This window comes from Roseateles sp. GW821-FHT09H10, from assembly GCF_059415865.1.
The window spans coordinates 1,029,165-1,045,711 of the sequence record NZ_JBWKOB010000002.1 but is presented as its reverse complement, the minus strand read 5'-3'; the positions used below and the strand labels follow the sequence as shown (position 1 = coordinate 1,045,711).

Below are 16,547 nucleotides of genomic sequence, written 5' to 3'. Positions count from 1 at the left end.
GACCCAACCGCCATGCAACGCCGCCTGCTGCTGACCCTGCCTCTGCTGCCCTGCCTGCCCGCCTGGGCGGCTGCGCCGTCCACGGCCTCGAGCAGCGTCCAGGTCCTGCCCGAGCCCCTGGCCATGCCGGGCCTGAACCGCCAGCGCACGCTGCGCCTGTACCGCCCGCCCAGCTACGACCACGACGCGCTGCGCCGCTACCCGGTCATCTATATGCACGACGGCCAGAACCTCTTCGACGCGGCCACCAGCTTTGCCGGTGAATGGGGCGTGGACGAGACCCTGGATGCGCTGGCCCGCGAGACCGGCTTCGAGGCCCTGGTGGTCGGCATCGACAACGGCGCCGACAAGCGCAACAGCGAGATGGCGCCCTACGACCATGAGCGCCTGGGCAAGGCCGAAGGCCCGGCCTATCTCGACTTCATCGCGAAGACGGTCAAGCCCTTCATCGACGCCGGCTGGCGCACCCGGCCCGAGCGCCAGCACACGGCCCTCATCGGCAGCTCGCTGGGCGGCCTCATCAGCCATTCGGCGATGCTCAGCCATGGCGAGGTGTTCGGCCGTTATGGCCTGTTCAGCCCGTCCTACTGGGCCGCGCCCCAGCTCTTCGACGACACCGCCAAGGCCAAGCTGCCGGCGGACACCCGAGTCCACCTCTACGCCGGCGGCCGCGAGGGCGGCCGCATGGCCGGCCAGACCCGCCAGATGCACAAGCGGCTGGCGCGCCTGCTGCCGGCCGAGCAGCTCGGCCTGCATATCGCCGACGAGGCGGAGCACAACGAGGCCGCGTGGCGGGCGGAGCTGCCGTCGGCGCTGAGGCAGCTCTTCAAGCTGGGTTGACGGCGGTGGCGCTGCTGGCCGTCTGCAGGCGCTTCTCGGCGCGCCAGGCGGGCAGGCCATCCGGCGCCTCGCGCGGCGACAGGCCGTTGGCGCGGATGGCGCCCACATAGCCGTCGCGGCCCTGGGCCTTGGCGGCATAGAGGGCCGAATCGGCCAGGGCCAGGCAGGCGCGCCAGTCCCACAGCCGCGGGTGGCGCGGGTCCAGCGGGAAGGCACAGAAGCCGATGGACACCGTCACATGCACGGTCTCGCCGGGCCCGATCTCGAACGGCTGGTCGCGCACCGCGGCGCAGACGCGGGCGGCCAGCTCGGCGGCATCGCGCCTGTCGGTCTCGCGGGCCAGGGCCAGGATCTCCTCGCCGCCCCAGCGCACCAGGGAATCGGTCTCGCGGAAGACGCCGCGCAGGCGCTCGGCCAGCTGCACCAGCACCGCGTCGCCGGCCGCGTGGCCGTGCACGTCGTTGATGCGCTTGAAGTGGTCCAGGTCCAGCAGCAGCAGCAGCAGGTCGGCATCCGGCCCGGGGCCGTCGGCGTCGGGCGTCTCGAAGCGGCGCAGGCACAGGCGCAGGTCGTCGTCCCGGCGCAGCTCCAGGTAGCGGCGGTTGCGCAGGCCGGTCAGGGCATCGGTGAGGCTGAGCTCGCGCAGCTCGGCGGTGCGCTCGTCCACCAGGCCCTGCAGTTCGGCTTCACGCAGGCGCAGCGAGCGTGTGCGCCAGCGCATCCAGGCCCAGATGGCCAGCAGCGCGGCCAGCACGCCGCCAATGCGCGCGGCGTCCGTCTCCCACCAGGCCGGCTCCAGCGTGAAGGGCAGCTGCAGCTGCTCGGCGCCCCACAGCGACTGGTGGGCCGTGGCCCGCACCTGCAGCGTGTAGTGGCCGGGCTTCAGCGGCCCGAAGCTGGGATTGCGGCCGCTGGCGTCGACGCGGGTCCAGTCGCTGTCCAGGCCCTCGAGGCGGAATTCGTAGCGCAGCCGCGTGGGGTCGGCGTAGTCGAGGGCGGCGAACTCGATGGACAGGCTGCGCTTGCCGGGCGGCAGCGTCAGGCCCTGGGCCGGGCGCGGCAGCTCCCAGGGCTGGCCGTTGACGCGCAGGCCGCTGATGACCAGGGGCGGCGTGGTGCGCTGGGCGCGGTAGGCGTCGGGCAGCACGCGCAGCAGGCCGCGGCTGCCGCCGAACAGCAGGCCGCCGCCGGGCAGCTCGGTGCTGGCGAAGAACCAGAAGCTGCCGAAGTTGGCGCCCTCGGCGCTGCCGAAGCTGTCCAGGCGGTCGGCCGCCGGGTCGTAGACATAGAGCTGGCTCCAGATGCGGCCCTGCTCGTCCTCGTGCAGATTGCCGCCGAACACGCCCTCCATGCCGTGGCGCTCGCTGATGCGCTCGAAGCGGGCGCGGCCCTCGCCGTCCCAGCCCTTGAGACGGTGCAGGCCGCTGACCGGCGTGTCCACCCACAGCCGCCCATCGCGCCCCCACAGCAGGCCCATGACGATGGGGCTGGCCAGGGCCTGGTCCGGCGCCTGGGGCACGACCTCCAGGCCGCCTTCGCCGGCCGTCTTCTCGCGGAACAGGCCCTGCTGGCCGCCGACCCAGAGGCGCCCATCCGGCGCCGGGCTCAGCACATAGATGCCGCCATGCAGGGGCCCGCCGAGGGGATGCACCCGCTCCAGCGCCGCGGCGCCGGCGTCGGCGAGGCGGTAGAGGCCTTCCTGCATGCCCAGCCAGATGCTGCCGTCGGCGCGCAGCAGCAATTGCTGGGCGCGGCCGCCGTCCAGGGGCCAGTCGCGCAGCAGGCGGCCGTCGGCAGCGCGGTGCTCCAGGCGGCCGGCCGCGGCCATCCACAGGCTGGCGTCGGGCGCCTCGGCCATGATCTCGACGACGCTGCGGCGCTCGCGCGGCCATTCGCCCAGCGTGGCCAGGTCTCGCCCCGGGCGGCCGTCCAGGCGGGCGATATGGCCGGTCTGCGTCGGCGCCAGCACCTCGCCGTTCTTCAGCGCCAGCAAGGCGCGCACATCGGCCTCGGCCAGCGGGCTGTTCAGGTCGCCGTCGGGGCCGCGCACGGCCAGGGCCGGGTGGGAGAGATGGCGCTGCACGCCCAGGCCGTAGCCGCTGACCCACATGGCGCCGCTGCGGTCGCGCAGCAGGCCGCTGATGTCGTTGCCGGCCAGGCCCATGACGCGGCGCGGGTCCTGGCGCAGCCGGGCCTCGACGGCGCCGCTGGCCGGGTTGACCCAGAACAGGCCCACCTTGCCGCCGACCCAGAGCCGGCCGTCGGCGGCTTCGGCAATGGCGTTGATGGGCATGCCAAGCGTCTGCACCCAGCGCACCACGCCCTGCTCGACGACACCCAGATGACCGTCCTGCGTGCCCAGCCAGATGCGCCCGCTGCGGTCCTCGGCCAGGGCCGGCACCGGCATGCCGGCCTCCAGGCCGGGCAGCACGAGGTTCTCCCAGGCGCCGTTGACGAAGCGGGCCAGGCCGCGCCAGTGGCCGGCCCAGACGACACCGTTGGCGCCCACCTGCAGGGCCAGCACGCGCTTCTCGGCCTGGCCGCGCCAGCGCAGCTCATGGGCCTCGAAGCGCTTGGCCGCCGGCGTGTAGCGGTACAGGCCCTGGCCGAGGGTGCCGACCCAGACGCTGCCGTCCTGCGCCGCGGCCAGCGCGCGGATGGTGGCCTGCGGGCCGCCGCCGCCCTGGGCGCTGCCATGGTTCTCGACGCGGTCCTGCTCGGGGTCATAGGCCACCAGGCCCTGGAACTCCGTGCCTATCCACATGCGGCCATCGGCCGCGGCGCTGAGCGCCCGCACCCAGCCCAGGCTGCGCCGAGCCGTCGTGTCACCGGCCTGCTCGATGGGCCGCAGGCGATAGCCGTCGTAGCGCGTGATGCCCTTGTTCGTCGCGATCCACATGAATCCCGCGCGGTCCTGGGCGATGGCCGGTACCGAGTTCTGCGGCACCGTCACGCTGCGGAACTGCACCTCCAGCGGGCCCAGGCCGGCGTCGGCGCGGGCCGCAACGGCCCCGCCAAGCAGCAGCAGGCCGAGCAGGCCTTGAATTAGGGGGTGCATGGGCCGGCATCCTAAAGGCGCCGGTTGACGGCGCTGTCAGGCCGGGTGTAAAGCCGGGCCGCCAGCCGGCGAACAAGTCACGCAGGCTGCGTTGCGGATCGGCCATGAAGCCGCGCATCACCTGGAAATGGGCGGTTTCCTCGCAGCGAGCATGACGCCATGCTCGGCTACGCTGCTCGACCGACATCGAAAGCATGGCACCGCACATGTTTTGGCAACGCCTCTTCAAAGCTCGAGAACAACCGCAGAGCGTGGTTGAGCATCCCGCACTCGGAACGCTGGCCTGGGTGCCCCACGAGGCGGAGTGGCGAGGCGCCTATAACGGATTCCAGTTTTCCATCGCTCAAGACCAGCATTCGATGCCAGCCCCCGAACTGCTTGACTACGCCGTGGCGTTGCTCGGCGCGCGCGAACAGCGCTTGGAGCAGCTTGAAGCCGAGAAGCGGCAATGGATCAGCAAATATCCAACGTCAGCCAAAGAGGTTGAGCCCTTGCGTTTCGAGGAGTTCGCGCTCTATCGCAAAAAGGGCAAAGGCGTCTGCCGAGCATTCGTGATGCTGGCCCCCCAGTACGAGCGCAACGCCTGGCGAATGGAGTTCGAGGAGTTCGTCTCCCGGGGACTGGGTTTCGATTCCTAAGAACCAAGCTGCCGCTCACCCCGCAGCGCTTTTCTCTAGGCCAACGCGCTAACCGCATCCACCACCACCCGCCCATCCAGCAGCCGCAGCGTGCGCGAGGCCTGCGCCGCATGCTCCAGCGAGTGGGTCACCATGACCAGGGTCGTGCCCTCGGCGTTGAGCTCGCGCAGGATGCGCATGACCTCGGCGCCGTGGGCGCTGTCGAGGTTGCCGGTGGGTTCGTCGGCCAGCAGCAGGGCCGGGCGGGCGGCGATGGCGCGGGCGATGGCCACGCGCTGCTGCTGGCCGCCGCTCAGCTGGCTGGGCCGGTGGCCGGCGCGGTGGCTCAGGCCCAGGCGTTCCATGACCTCGGCGACGCGCTCGCGGCGGGCGCGGGCCGGCAGCTCGCCGTATTCCAGCGCCAGCGCGATGTTCTCGGCCACGCTGAGGTCGTCGATGAGGTTGAAGCTCTGGAACACGAAGCCGATGCGGCCGCGGCGCAGGCTGTTGAGCTGCTTCTCGCCCCAGCCCGCGACGTTGTGGCCGTCGAACCAGTATTCGCCGCCGCTGGGCGCATCCAGCAGGCCGAGGATGCCCAGCAGCGTGGACTTGCCGCAGCCCGAGGGGCCGGTGATGGCGAGGTATTCGCCGGCCTCGATGTCGAGATCGATGCGGTCCAGGGCCGTGGTCTCGATGTCGCCGCTGCGGAAGGTCTTGGTGAGGTGCTTGAGTTGGAACATGGTCAATCCAGTTGGAGGGTTTGGGCCGAAGCAAAGGCACGGTAGGGCGAGACGACGGCCTGCTCGCCGGCCTGCAGGCCGCCCAGCACTTCGACGACGCCGTCGGCGCGGCGGCCGAGCTTGAGTTCGCGGCGCCGGGCGTGGCGGCCATCGGCGTCCAGCACGAAAGCCCAGGCGCCGCCGGTGTCGGTGTAGAAGCCGCCATCGGGCAGCAACAGGGCGCGCGTCGGGTCGCCCAAGGTCAGGCGCACGTCCAGGCTCTGGCCGACCTGCAGCGGCGGCGGCTCGGCATCGAAGCCAAGCTCGACGCTGAAGCGGCCGTCCTTGACCTGCGGGTCGATGCGCACCACCTGCAGCGCATGCTCGCGGCCGCCATGGGCCAGCGTGGCGGCCAGGCCCTCGCGCACGCGGCCGAGGTGGAACTCGTCCAGGCGCAGCTCCAGCTTGAAGCGGCCCAGGCTGTCCAGGCGCGCGATGCGCGTGCCGTTGCGCAGGCTCTCGCCGACCTGCAGGGTCAGGCCGGTCAGCCGCCCGGCCACCGGTGCCCGCACGGCCAGGCCCTCGCTGGCGGCGCGCATGGCGGCCAGGCGGCGGTCCAGGTCGGTGACGGCGCGCTGCATGGCCTCGACCGACTGCTCCCGCGTGCGCAGCTCCTCGCGGCCGTCGGCCTGCAGCTGGGTGAAGAGGCGCTGGGCCATGGCGAGCTTGTCGGCCGAGTCCTCCAGCGCGGAGGGCGACAGAAAGCCCTGGCGGCCCAGCTCGCGGTTGCGCTCATGCAGGCGGCGCACGCGCTCCAGCTCGAACTCGGCCTGGGTCAACTCGCGGCGCTGGGCCGCCTGGGCCTGGGCCAGGCCGGCGCGGAAGGTGGCCAGGTTGGCGAGCTGCTGGGCCGCCTCGCTGGAGCGCGCCATCAGCTCCTGGGCGCGCTGGCTGCTCGACAGCACGACCAGCAGCTGGCCGGCCTCGACGCGCTCGCCGTCCTTGACCAGCACCTGCTCGACGCGGCCGTCCTCGGTCGCGTCCAGTAGCACGGACTGCAGGGGCCGGGCCGCCGCGCGGCCGACGACGACATCGCGGAAGTCGCCCATGCGCGACGTGGCAATCTCCACGTCGGCCCGCGCCACCGGCACGCCGCTCGGCCAATGGCGCGCCAGCAGGCCGACCGCGGCGAGGGCCAGCGCGCCGGCAAGCGCTATGGCCCAGCGACGCGAAGGCGCCTTCACGCGGCGGTCCATGTCCGCGCCGGAGATCAGCCGCTGATCCGCCATGTCGGTCATCGGCCGTTCATCCTCTCAAGGCCTGCAGCGGCCGCAATGCCAGCGCCGCGAAAAGGTGGCGGGCCACGGCCAGTGCCGTCACCACGACGAGCAGCGCAGTCGCCGCCAGCAGCACCCACAGCGAGGCCGGCCCCACCGGCGCGCGCTCGACGAAGTCCGCCAGATAGCGCTGCGACAGCCAGGCCGCCACCGGCAGGCCGAAGGCGCAGGCCACCGCCAGCACACCGGCAAACTCGCGCGCCAGCAGGCCGGCCACCGCGCCCGGGCCGGCGCCGTGCAGCTTGCGCAGCACGATCTCGCGCTCGCGCCTGCGCAGCGTGTAGGCCGCCAGCGCATAGATGCCCACGGCCGCCAGGCCCAGGGCCATCAGGCCGGCGATGCCGACGACGCGGCCCAGGCGGGTGTCGTCCACCACCTTCTGCAGCAGCATGTCGCGCATGGTCAGGGCGCTGGCGTCGGCATCCGGGAAGCGTTCCTTGACCAGGGCCGCGAGCTTGGCCCGCGTGGCCTGAGGGTCGCGGCTGTGCACGCCGATGACGCCCTGGCCGCGCTCCATCACCGGCCGGATGGCATGCGGCTGCGGCGGGCTGCGCGGGCCCTCCAGCCGGATGTCCTCGATGACAGCCACCACCGTGGCGGGCTTGCCGTCGTCGATGTTGGGCCCGGTGCCGATCTGCTGGCCCACGGCGGCCTCGGGGCTGGCAAAGCCGAGGGCGCGCACGGCGCTGCGGTCCAGCACGATGCCCAGCCGGGCCACCTCGGCCACGTGGTCGGCCGACAGGCGGCCGGCGATGACGCGCATGCCGTAGAGCTGGAAATAGCCCGGCGTGAAGCCGACGCCGGTGCGCAGGCTGACCGACCTGCCGCCGGCGCCGGTGAACTCGCCATACCAGCTGGCGAAGTCGCGGCCCGGCACGTCTTCGGCGGCGGCCGTGGTGATGACCTCGGGCCAGCTGCGGATGCGCGCCAGCAGCGCCTGGGTCTGGGCCGGCTGGGCCTCCCAGGGCAGCTCGATGGCGACACGGTCCTGGGTCTCGAAGCCGCGCGGGATGTCGGCGGTGTGCTCGGCCTGCCACAGCACCGTGAAGGCCAGCGTTGCGAAAACGGCGGCGGCACCGAACTGCAGCGTTGTCATGACGCGGCGCAGCCAGCGGCTGGCACGGCCTTCGCTGTGGCTGCGCCCGGCCAGGGATTCGGCCGGCCGCACGCGCAGCGCGATGGTGGTGAGGGGCAGGGCGCTGAAGGCGGCGATCACAGCGCACAGCAGCAGCGTCAGAAGCACCATGGCCGGCGCCAGCACGGGCGCGTGGAAGGGGCGCTGCATCAGCACCTCGGCCAGCGGCGTCGCCCACCAGGCCAGCAGCAGCCCGAGCAGGCCGGCCAGGCCCGCCACGACGGCGGCTTCGGCGAAGAACTGCCGGGCGAGCTGGCCCGCGCCGGCGCCCAGGGACTTGCGCAGGCCGATCTCGCGCTGGCGGCGCAGCGTGCGCACGCTCCACAGGTTGACGAAGTTGATGACGGCCAGGGCCAGCACGCCCGCCGCCGCGGCCGCCAGGCTGCCCAGCTGCAGCCGCCGCTGCGGGCTGCCGGCGCCGTGCAGGCCGAAGTCGGCCACCGGCATGGCGCGGACATAGCCCGCCTTGCCGCCGCCCTTCAGGAAGTCCATCGGGAAGCCGGGCGGGATGGGTTGCTGATCCAGCAGCTGCTGGGCCAGCGCGGTCAGCTGCTCGGGCCGGGCGCCGGGCTGCAGGCGGGCGAACAGGCGGCCCGTGGCCAGGTACCAGCTGTCCGAGCGCGCCAGATAGGCCTTGGCCGCCGGCGCGTGGAAGCCGCCGAAGGCATCGAAGTACAGCAGGCCGTTGGGGTTGGGCGTGGGCAGCACGGCCTTGACCGTCAGCGTGAACTGGTGCGCGGGGGCCAGGCCCTCGGGGTCGGGCGGCAGCGCGATGGTGAAGCTGCGACCCACCGCGTTCACGGTGCCGAACAGCCTCTCGGCGGCCTGGGCGCTCAGCGCGACGCCTTCGGGTGTGGACAGTGCCGCATCCAGGTCGCCGGCCAGCGGGCGCAGGCCGAAGAGGGTCTGGATGCCGGCGTCCACCAGGCCGATGTCCAGCCGCGTGCTGCGCTGCACGCCCTGGGCATCGCTGGCGCGCGCCAACAGCTGCGTGGACAGCACCCGGCTCATCTCCGCCACCGGCGCGCCGTTGGCACGCAGGCCGGCAGCCAGGGGCACGGTGGGCACCGCGCCGAACCATTCCGTGCGGATGCCGCCGGGGCCGCGCGCCTGGAACTCGAAGCTGACCAGGCGCTCGCGCTCGGGCAGGCCGGTGTCGGGCCGCAGCACGTCCTGCAGGAAGCTCGCCGTGAGCAGGGTGAGCGCCAGGCCCAGGGCGAGGCCGAGGATGACGAGGGCGGCCGGGCCGGGCTCGGCACGCAGCTGGCGCCAGGCGCCGCGCCAGAAGAGGGGGGAGGCAAGCATCATGGACGCTCTCAGTGCAAGAGACGGGCCAGGCCGGTTTCCCGGGGAGAGGCGCTGGCGGCTGTCCGGAAGCGGACAAGCCCACTGTCCGCTTCCGGACACCGCCTTGCCGGCGCGGACCGTGGCCGCTTAGAGTCGCGCCCTCTCATGGCCGGCATCCTCATCCTCGACGACGACCCCGATGTGGCCCTGGCCGCGCGCCTGGCCCTGCGCCGGCTCGGCCCCGTGGCCGTGCGGCACGCGCCGGCCGAGCTGGGCGCGGCCCTGGACGAGATCGCGCCCGACGTGCTGCTGCTGGACATGAACTTCAGCCCCGGCGCCAGCGACGGCGCGGCCGGCCTGGCCCTGCTGCGCGAGGTCGTCGCGCGCCGCGATGCGCCGGCGGTCATCGTCATGACGGCCTATGCCGAGGTCGAGCTGGCCGTCCAGGCGCTCAAGGGTGGCGCGGTGGACTTCATCACCAAGCCCTGGCCCAACGAGAGGCTGGTGGCCTGCGTGCAGGCGGCGCTGGCTCGCCGTGCGCCGGCGCCCGCAGCAGGCGAACTGCTCGGTGAGTCCGCCGCGATGCAGTCGCTGCGTGCCCAGATCGCGCAGGTGGGCGCCAGCGAAGCCAGCGTGCTCATCCTCGGCGAGAACGGCGTCGGCAAGGAGCTGGTGGCGCGCGCCCTGCACCGCGCCTCGCCACGCTCGGCCGGCCCGCTGCTGGCCGTGGACATGGGCTCCCTGCCCGAGGCCCTGGTGGAGAGCGAACTCTTCGGCCACCGGCGCGGCAGCTTCACGGATGCGCGCGAATCGCGGCCCGGGCGCTTCGTCGCGGCGGCGGGCGGCACGCTGTTCCTGGACGAGATCGGCAATCTGCCGCTGGCCAGCCAGGCCAAGCTGCTGGCCGCGCTGGAACGCCGCGAGGTGACGCCGCTGGGCAGCGACAGGCCCGTGGCCGTCGACGTGCGCGTGCTGGCCGCCACCAATGTGGCCGAGGCCGAGCTCTTCGATGCCAAGCGCTTCCGGCCCGACCTGCTCTACCGCCTCAACACGGTGGTGCTGCGCGTGCCGCCACTGCGCGAGCGCGGCGCGGGCGACGTCGCCCTGCTGCTGCGCCACTACCTGGCCCATTTCGCCAAGCGCACCGTCGAGCTGACACCGGATGCGCTGGCGCGCCTGACCACCTACCGCTGGCCGGGCAATGTGCGCGAGCTGCGCCAGGCCTGCGAGCGCGCGACGCTGCTGGCGCGCGGGCCGGTTTTCACGTTCGCGGACTTCGGCCTGGCCGAGGTTGCCGTGTCCGCGCCGGTTGAACCCGGCCTGGACCTGGCCCAGCGCGAGCGCGAGGCCGTGCAGGCGGCCCTGGCCCAGGCCGACGGCAATATCAGCCAGGCCGCCAAACTGCTGGGCGTCAGCCGCGCGGCGCTGTACCGCAAGCTGGACAAGCATGGGCTTTGAGCGTGCTCGCGTCGCTGCGTCTGCGCTGGTGATGGCCGCCAGCGCCGGCGGGGCCGTGGCCTGGCTGAACGCACCACGCGTACTCGTCGCCTGCGCCTTGGCCGGCCTCATGGCAGCCGCTTTCGGCTGGGCGTGGCTGACAAGGCTGGCCCGCCAGCCCGAGCCCCTGCCGCCCGATCCACCGCCCGCGCCACGCCCCGACCTGGATGCGGCCCTCGAGCATGCCCCGCTCGCGCTGTGGCGCCTGGTGGCCGGCGCGCCGCCGCTGGCGCTGAACGCCGCGGCCCGCCGCCTCATCGCGCCGGGCCGGTCGGTCGAGCCGGCCGCCTTGCTCGCCCTGCTGGAGGCCGAGCCCGGCCGGCGCGTCGTCACCCTGCCCACGGAACATGGCCAGGAGCGCGCTGTGCTGGCGGTGTCGGCGCTGACGGTGCAGGGCCAGGCCTGGCGCCTCGCCGCCCTGGCCCCCATCGAGTCGGAGCTGGAGACCGAGGCCCTGGCCGCCTGGCGCCAGCTGGTGCAGGTGCTGACCCACGAGATCATGAATTCGCTGACGCCGATCGCGTCGCTGGCCGGCAGCGCGCCGGCCCTGCTGGAAGCCGGCGAGCACGAGGAACTGCAGGCCGCCCTGGCGGCGATGGCGCGGCGGGCCTCGCATCTGCAGGCCTTCGTCGAGCGCTACCGCAGCGTCAGCCAGCCACCCGCGCCGACGCTGGCCGACACGCCGCTGCTGCCGCTGCTGCAGGCCGTGCAACGACTCGTCACCCCGGCCTGGGAAGCGGCGGGCGGGTGCGTGGCCGTCAGCGTCGAACCCGCCAGCCTGGCCCTGCGCACCGACACGGCCCAGCTGGAGCAGGTGCTGATCAACCTGGCGCAGAACGCCTTGCAGGCCTGCGCCGGGCGGCCGGCTCCGGAGCTGCTCATCGAGGCCCGGCTGAGCCGCGGCGCGCGGCTGCGGCTGACGGTGGCCGACAACGGCCCGGGCGTCACGCCGGGGCTGGAGTCGCGCATCTTCACGCCCTTCTTCACGACCCGCGAGGGCGGCAGCGGCGTCGGCCTGGCTGTCGTGCGCCAGCTGGTGCATGGCCTGGGGGGCACGGTGCGCCACGCCAAGCGGCCCGGCGGCGGCGCCTGCTTCGTGTTGACCTTTTGACTTCCTGGTGCCCCTCGTCCACGGAGTACCTTGGCCGGTCCCCCGAGGGGACGGCGATGCTTGCCGGGTCGACCAGCAAGCACATCGCCCAAGGCGGGCCGGCTAGGGAGCGGCCCGGCGCTCGGCCCGCAGGCAATGGTCGAGTTAGGGAGTGACGGGTCACCACCCTGTCACCGAGGCTTTCTAGCCTGCGCGGTCCTGACTGGAGAACCCCATGATCAAAACAAGTCTTCGCTGGGCCGGCCTCTGCCTGCTCGCCCTCGCCTCGCTGGGTGCCACCGCCCACGACCGCGGCCGTGCCGAGAACGCGCCCCTGGTCATCGGCCACCGCGGCGCGCCCGGCTATCTGCCCGACCACACGCTGGAGGGCTATGCCCTGGCCATCGCCCTGGGCGCCGACTACATCGAGCCCGACCTCGTCGCCACCAAGGACGGCCACCTCATCGCCCGCCACGAACCCAACCTGATCGCGACGACCAATGTTTCGACGCTGCCGCAGTTCGCCTCGCGCAAGCGCGTCGCCATCGTCGACGGCGCGGCCGAGGAAGGCTTCTTCGCCAGCGACTTCACGCTGGCCGAGATCAAGACCCTGCGCGCCATCCAGCCGCTGGGCGACCGCGACGCCAGCTTCAACGGCAAGTTCGAGATCCCGACGCTGGAGGAGGTCATCGCCTTCGTGAAGCGCAAGTCGGCCGAGGAAGGCCGGCGCATCGGCATCTATCCCGAGACCAAGCACCCGACCTACCACCAGCAGCTCGGCCTGGCCCTGGAGGACCGCCTGCTGCGCGTGCTGAGCCGCGCCGGCTGGAACCACCGCGGCGCCCCGGTCATCGTGCAGTCCTTCGAGACGGCCAACCTCAAATACCTGCGCAGCAAGTCCAGCGTCCGCCTGGTGCAGCTGGTGGATGCCAACGACGTCAATGCCGACGGCAGCCTGGATTTCACCAAGCCCTATGACAAGCCCTATGACTGGGTCGTGTCCGGCCGCGCCGGCCTGTTCAAGGACCTGTTGACGCCGGCCGGCCTCGCCGAGGTCAGGACCTATGCCGACGGCATCGGCCCCTGGAAGGTCTATCTGATCTCCAGCGCCTGCAAGACCGTGGCGGCTGGCGGCGGCTGCGCCGACAGCAACGGCGACGGCCTCGTCGACGAGCGCGACCGCAAGCTACTGCCCGCCAGCGACATCGTCGCCAACGCCCACAAGCTCGGCCTGGTGGTCCACCCCTACACCTTCCGCAGCGAACCGAAGCGCCTGGCCAGCAACCACCAGGGCAATGCCATCAACGAATACCTGGCCTTCTACGAGCTGGGCGTGGACGGCCTGTTCTCCGACTTTGCCGACACCGCCTTCGCCGCCCGGGCCATGTTCCTGCTGAAGAATGACCCTGGCTACGCCCGCTGCCTGGTCAACGGCCGCGGCTGCGTCAACAGCCGCGACTGAGTAAACAGGTGCAAACAGCCCGCATATCGTGCAGATATGCCGGGCTTCCTCGATGGTGTGACGCTTTGGTGGATGTTAGGCTGCCCGCTGTTACACCCCGGGGATGGAGTCGATGTTTCACGAGCTGCAGGAGTTGCTGGGCGCCTATCTGATGCCGGTATTGATCGCAATACCGCTCGCCATCATCGTGCTCATCGCCGCCTTCAAGCGTGACGACTACCGTCCGCCGCGCGAGTACACGCCGCCGCCGCGCCCGCCCGAGGGGCATCAGCGCGCCAACGCGCCGGTGGTGCTGCCGCCGCTGCCGATCGGCCCCAATGCCGGTCCGTCCATGGCCAGCGCCTTCGTCACGGCCCCCTCGCCCATGCAGCCCCCCAAGGCCGCGCCCGTGGTGCCCGAGGGCCCGGCCACCGTGCTGATCGCCGACGACTCCGCCGTCGTGCGTACCAAGCTCAAGCGCCTGCTGGAAGGCGCCGGCTTCACCGTGGTCCAGGTCAACGACGGCAACGAGGCCATGGCCCAGCTGGACGAGAAGCCCGAGATCGCCGTGCTGATCACCGACCTCGAGATGCCCAACAAGGACGGTTTCGAGCTGATCGCCGATGTGCACGGCAGCCTGAACACCGAGGACCTGCCCGTCATCGCCATCACCGGCCACGACGAGCTGCACGGCCGCGTCGGCCAGATCGAAGGCGTCTACGGCATCTTCAAGAAGCCCTGGAACGACCGCGAACTGCTCAAGCGCGTGGAGTCCCTGGTGCACCTGCGCAGCGCCGCCAGCAAGCGCGGCCGCCGCGTCAGCGATCTGCGGGCGCCCCCAAGCGCCTGACCGCCGGCGGCCTCAAGCCGGCCGAAAGCTCCACTTCATGCTGATCTCGGCCTGACCGGCACCGGCCGGCAGCTTCGCCTGATCTTGCCCCTCTGAGCTGAGCCGCAGCAGATGCTGCTGCAGCCAGACCTGGGCCTCGCGCCATTGCAGGCCGATGCGGCCCTCGTGGCGCTGCTTGCGGCGGTTGGTTTCCTCGCGGGTCTGCACGCCCTGCACGTCCTGGGGCACCAGGCCGACATAGGTCCAGACGCGGCCGGTGCGGGTGTCGAGCACGGCCTGCAGCGTCGGGCAGGGCGTGTCGTCGCGGCGCGTCTCCTGGCCCTGCGCGGTCTCGGTGTAGTTCACGACACCCTGCACATCGTTGAAGCGGCCCTGCACGCGTTCGTCCAGCTTGGCGCTCCATTGCAGGCCGCAGGCCATGGGTCCGGTGAAGAGCAGATAGGGCGTGGCCGGGCCGCTGTCCTGCGGCGCATCCGCACCCCCGCCGGCCTGGCGGCGGGCGTCGGCGCGGCAGGCCTCGCGGGCCTTGCCGGCGGGCTGGCGCTCGCAGGCCGCCGCGGCATGGCCATAGGCCTGCATGCGGCCCTGGCTGCCCGGGTTGACGCCCGGCATGGCGGCGGCGCTCAGCGCGGAGGCCTCGCGCATCAGGCAGGCGTTGTCGTTGCCGCAGCGCGCCTGCAGCGCCTGGGCCTTGGCCTGCATGGCACGCCAGTCGGGCGCTGCCGCCAGGGGCGCCGCGGCGGCCATGCGCTGGGCCGACTGGGCGGCCTCGGCCTGGCGGCGCTGGTCCTCGGGGTCCAGCGGGTTGTAGGGGATGGGCGTGCCGTCGGTCTGCAGCAGGGCGCTGAACTGCCAGCGCTGGCTCAAGGTCTGCTCGCCGCGGTCTGCGCCGGACTGCACCGGCCCCTGGCGCTGCAGTTCGATGTCCAGCACCAGGCGGCGCTGCTGGGGTGACTGGGCGAGCGCGGCGTGGGGCAGCGCACCGATGCAGGCAAGCCCGAGCATCAGGGTGGTTGGGATGGACGGGGACATGGCGGGCTCCGGCGTTGAGGGGATGGCCGGCATCGTCGGCCGCAGGCGCCCTCGGCGCATCGCCCTCGGGGAGCCAGCATTTGTGACAAGGCCATGGCTCTCGAATGGCTCCCCGTGGGCGATGCGTCCGACAGGCCCGGAAAACACACTGGCGGCCATCAAAACCTCCACCGGAACGCCCGATGAAACAGCGCCTGATCCTTGCCCTGTCCTGCTCGACGGCCCTGAGCGCCCTGGCCTCGGGCGGCCAGCCCACTGGCTTCTCCGGCGCCAGCGCCTATGCCGGCGGCCAGACCCTGGGCGGCAGCGGGCACGCCAGCGCCAGCAACAACTACGCCACGGTCAATGTGCAGGGCGTCTCCTCCGCCTCGCTGGTGGACGGCACCCTGCATGCCTATGCCTGGTCCAGCAACAACCCGGTGCTGCGCAAGGGCTGCCGGCCCGACATGCTGGAATGCAACTGGGGCACCAGCGCCGACGCCTGGTACTGGGACAAGATCACCATCGAGGCCGGCGGGGACTACGAGCCGGGCGAGGAGATCACCTGGAGTTGGTCAGTGGACGGCAAGACGACGCGCGGCAAATGGTGGAGCGGCTCGTCGGCCTACAGCAACTTCTACGTCGGCACCAACGCCGAGGGTTGGCGCAAGCCCATCTACCTGGATGCGAAATACCAGACGCGCAGCATCAGCGGCAGCTTCGTCATGCCCGCCGACGGCAGCCCTTTGGTGCTCTACACCTATGCCTCGCTGTCGGTTTTTGCCGAGGGCGGCGCCGTCGCCGACTACTCCCACACGGCCCGCTTCGGCTGGGAGCTGCCGGCAGGCCTCAGCGTCACCTCGGCCTCGGGCCAGTTCATGACCTCGGCGGTGCCAGAGCCCTCCAGCTACGCGCTCATGCTGGGCGGCCTGGCCGTGCTGCCCTGGGCACGGCGGCGCCTGGCGCGTGCATGAATTCACCCGCCGTCGCCGTCGGTTACTCGACTGTCGGGCCGATCCACGAAGATGATGGCGTCACTTCAATGCCGGAGTCGCTCGCATGTCGTATCTGGACCCGATGGACCAGCAGGCGCTGGACGTCAAGATTTCCGAACTGCTGGTCGCCACGGCCGACAGCTATGACGCCGCGCTGGACCGGCAGATCACCGACGTGCTGCTGCTGCTGCGCAAGCAGCTGCAGATGGATGTGGTCTTCGTGTCGGAGTTCGTCGATGGCGAGCGGGTGTTCCGCTTCGTCGACGGTGGGGAGCAGCATGGCCTGCATGCCGGCGATGCGGCGCCGCTGGAGGAAAGCTATTGCCAGCAGGTGGTCTCGGGCCGCATGCCCGAGCTGGTGCCGGACGCCCGCGAGCTGGTGAGGCGCGGCGAGCTGTTCGACCCCGGCATCCCCGTCGGCGCCCACCTGAGCACGCCGGTCGTGCTGCCCGATGGCCGCGTCTACGGCACGGTCTGCTGCTTCAGCGCCGAGGCCCAGCCCGACCTGCAGCAGAGCGCCCTGGCCTGCCTGCGCCAATGTGCCCGCCTGGTGGCACGCAAGGTGGACGTCGAGCCGCGCATGGACTTTGCGCCGACCCAGGTGGAGTGGCAGCCGACGGAGCCGGCGCCCTTCCCCGAGATCACGGGCTCTGGCGAGCCGCGTTGAGCG

The 16,547-nt window shown here is 72.2% G+C and carries 13 protein-coding genes; 8 read left to right on the top strand and 5 right to left on the bottom strand.

The window, feature by feature from the left end; all coding sequences use genetic code 11:
- Positions 1 to 12 precede the first annotated feature (12 nt).
- A complete protein-coding gene (locus tag AC07OY_RS12905; protein WP_495042983.1) occupies positions 13 to 840 on the top strand; it encodes an alpha/beta hydrolase in 828 nt (275 codons plus the stop codon).
- Here AC07OY_RS12905 and AC07OY_RS12900 read toward each other — a convergent pair.
- Entirely contained in the window at positions 827 to 3,898 is a 3,072-nt protein-coding gene (locus AC07OY_RS12900) for a ligand-binding sensor domain-containing diguanylate cyclase (RefSeq protein WP_495042982.1), read from the bottom strand. The two genes, AC07OY_RS12905 and AC07OY_RS12900, sit on opposite strands and share 14 nt — an antisense overlap.
- A gap of 194 nt (positions 3,899 to 4,092) precedes the next feature.
- Here AC07OY_RS12900 and AC07OY_RS12895 point away from each other — a divergent pair, with 194 nt between their 5' ends.
- Positions 4,093 to 4,536, top strand: a complete 444-nt coding sequence (locus tag AC07OY_RS12895; RefSeq protein WP_495042981.1) for a hypothetical protein — start codon at positions 4,093 to 4,095, stop codon at positions 4,534 to 4,536.
- 35 nt (positions 4,537 to 4,571) lie between these two features.
- Here AC07OY_RS12895 and AC07OY_RS12890 read toward each other — a convergent pair whose 3' ends face one another.
- From AC07OY_RS12890 to AC07OY_RS12880, 3 genes are read right to left on the bottom strand one after another with little or no spacing between them, the layout of a single operon-like run.
- Positions 4,572 to 5,255, bottom strand: a complete 684-nt coding sequence (locus tag AC07OY_RS12890; protein WP_495042980.1) for an ABC transporter ATP-binding protein — start codon at positions 5,253 to 5,255, stop codon at positions 4,572 to 4,574.
- A 2-nt stretch (positions 5,256 to 5,257) separates the two neighbouring features.
- Positions 5,258 to 6,532, bottom strand: coding sequence for an efflux RND transporter periplasmic adaptor subunit (locus AC07OY_RS12885; RefSeq protein WP_495042979.1), 1,275 nt, complete (start codon positions 6,530 to 6,532; stop codon positions 5,258 to 5,260).
- Between the two features lie 7 nt (positions 6,533 to 6,539).
- A complete protein-coding gene (locus AC07OY_RS12880) occupies positions 6,540 to 9,014 on the bottom strand; it encodes an FtsX-like permease family protein (protein ID WP_495042978.1) in 2,475 nt (824 codons plus the stop codon).
- A gap of 144 nt (positions 9,015 to 9,158) precedes the next feature.
- Between AC07OY_RS12880 and AC07OY_RS12875 the strand changes: the two genes are divergently transcribed.
- The 4 genes from AC07OY_RS12875 (at position 9,159) to AC07OY_RS12860 (ending at position 13,871) form a co-directional block, all read left to right on the top strand.
- Positions 9,159 to 10,451, top strand: coding sequence for a sigma-54-dependent transcriptional regulator (locus tag AC07OY_RS12875; RefSeq protein ID WP_495042977.1), 1,293 nt, complete (start codon positions 9,159 to 9,161; stop codon positions 10,449 to 10,451).
- The gene (locus tag AC07OY_RS12870; RefSeq protein ID WP_495042976.1) at positions 10,441 to 11,601 is read left to right on the top strand and encodes a sensor histidine kinase; all 1,161 of its coding nucleotides are present in this window, start codon (positions 10,441 to 10,443) and stop codon (positions 11,599 to 11,601) included. The genes AC07OY_RS12875 and AC07OY_RS12870 overlap by 11 nt, the downstream gene beginning before the upstream one ends.
- Positions 11,602 to 11,815: 214 nt before the next feature.
- On the top strand, positions 11,816 to 13,042 hold the full coding sequence (locus AC07OY_RS12865; protein WP_495042975.1) for a glycerophosphodiester phosphodiesterase: 1,227 nt from the start codon (positions 11,816 to 11,818) through the stop codon (positions 13,040 to 13,042).
- Positions 13,043 to 13,145: 103 nt separating this feature from the next.
- A complete protein-coding gene (locus AC07OY_RS12860; RefSeq protein ID WP_495042974.1) occupies positions 13,146 to 13,871 on the top strand; it encodes a response regulator in 726 nt (241 codons plus the stop codon).
- A 12-nt stretch (positions 13,872 to 13,883) separates the two neighbouring features.
- Here the strand turns inward: AC07OY_RS12860 and AC07OY_RS12855 are convergent, their stop codons facing one another.
- Positions 13,884 to 14,903: a hypothetical protein gene (locus AC07OY_RS12855; RefSeq protein ID WP_495042973.1), complete on the bottom strand. Its 1,020-nt coding sequence runs from the start codon at positions 14,901 to 14,903 to the stop codon at positions 13,884 to 13,886.
- 182 nt (positions 14,904 to 15,085) lie between these two features.
- Between AC07OY_RS12855 and AC07OY_RS12850 the strand changes: the two genes are divergently transcribed.
- Entirely contained in the window at positions 15,086 to 15,856 is a 771-nt protein-coding gene (locus AC07OY_RS12850) for a PEP-CTERM sorting domain-containing protein (protein WP_495042972.1), read from the top strand.
- Between the two features lie 85 nt (positions 15,857 to 15,941).
- Entirely contained in the window at positions 15,942 to 16,544 is a 603-nt protein-coding gene (locus tag AC07OY_RS12845) for a GAF domain-containing protein (RefSeq protein WP_495042971.1), read from the top strand.
- The last annotated feature ends 3 nt before the right edge of the window (positions 16,545 to 16,547 follow it).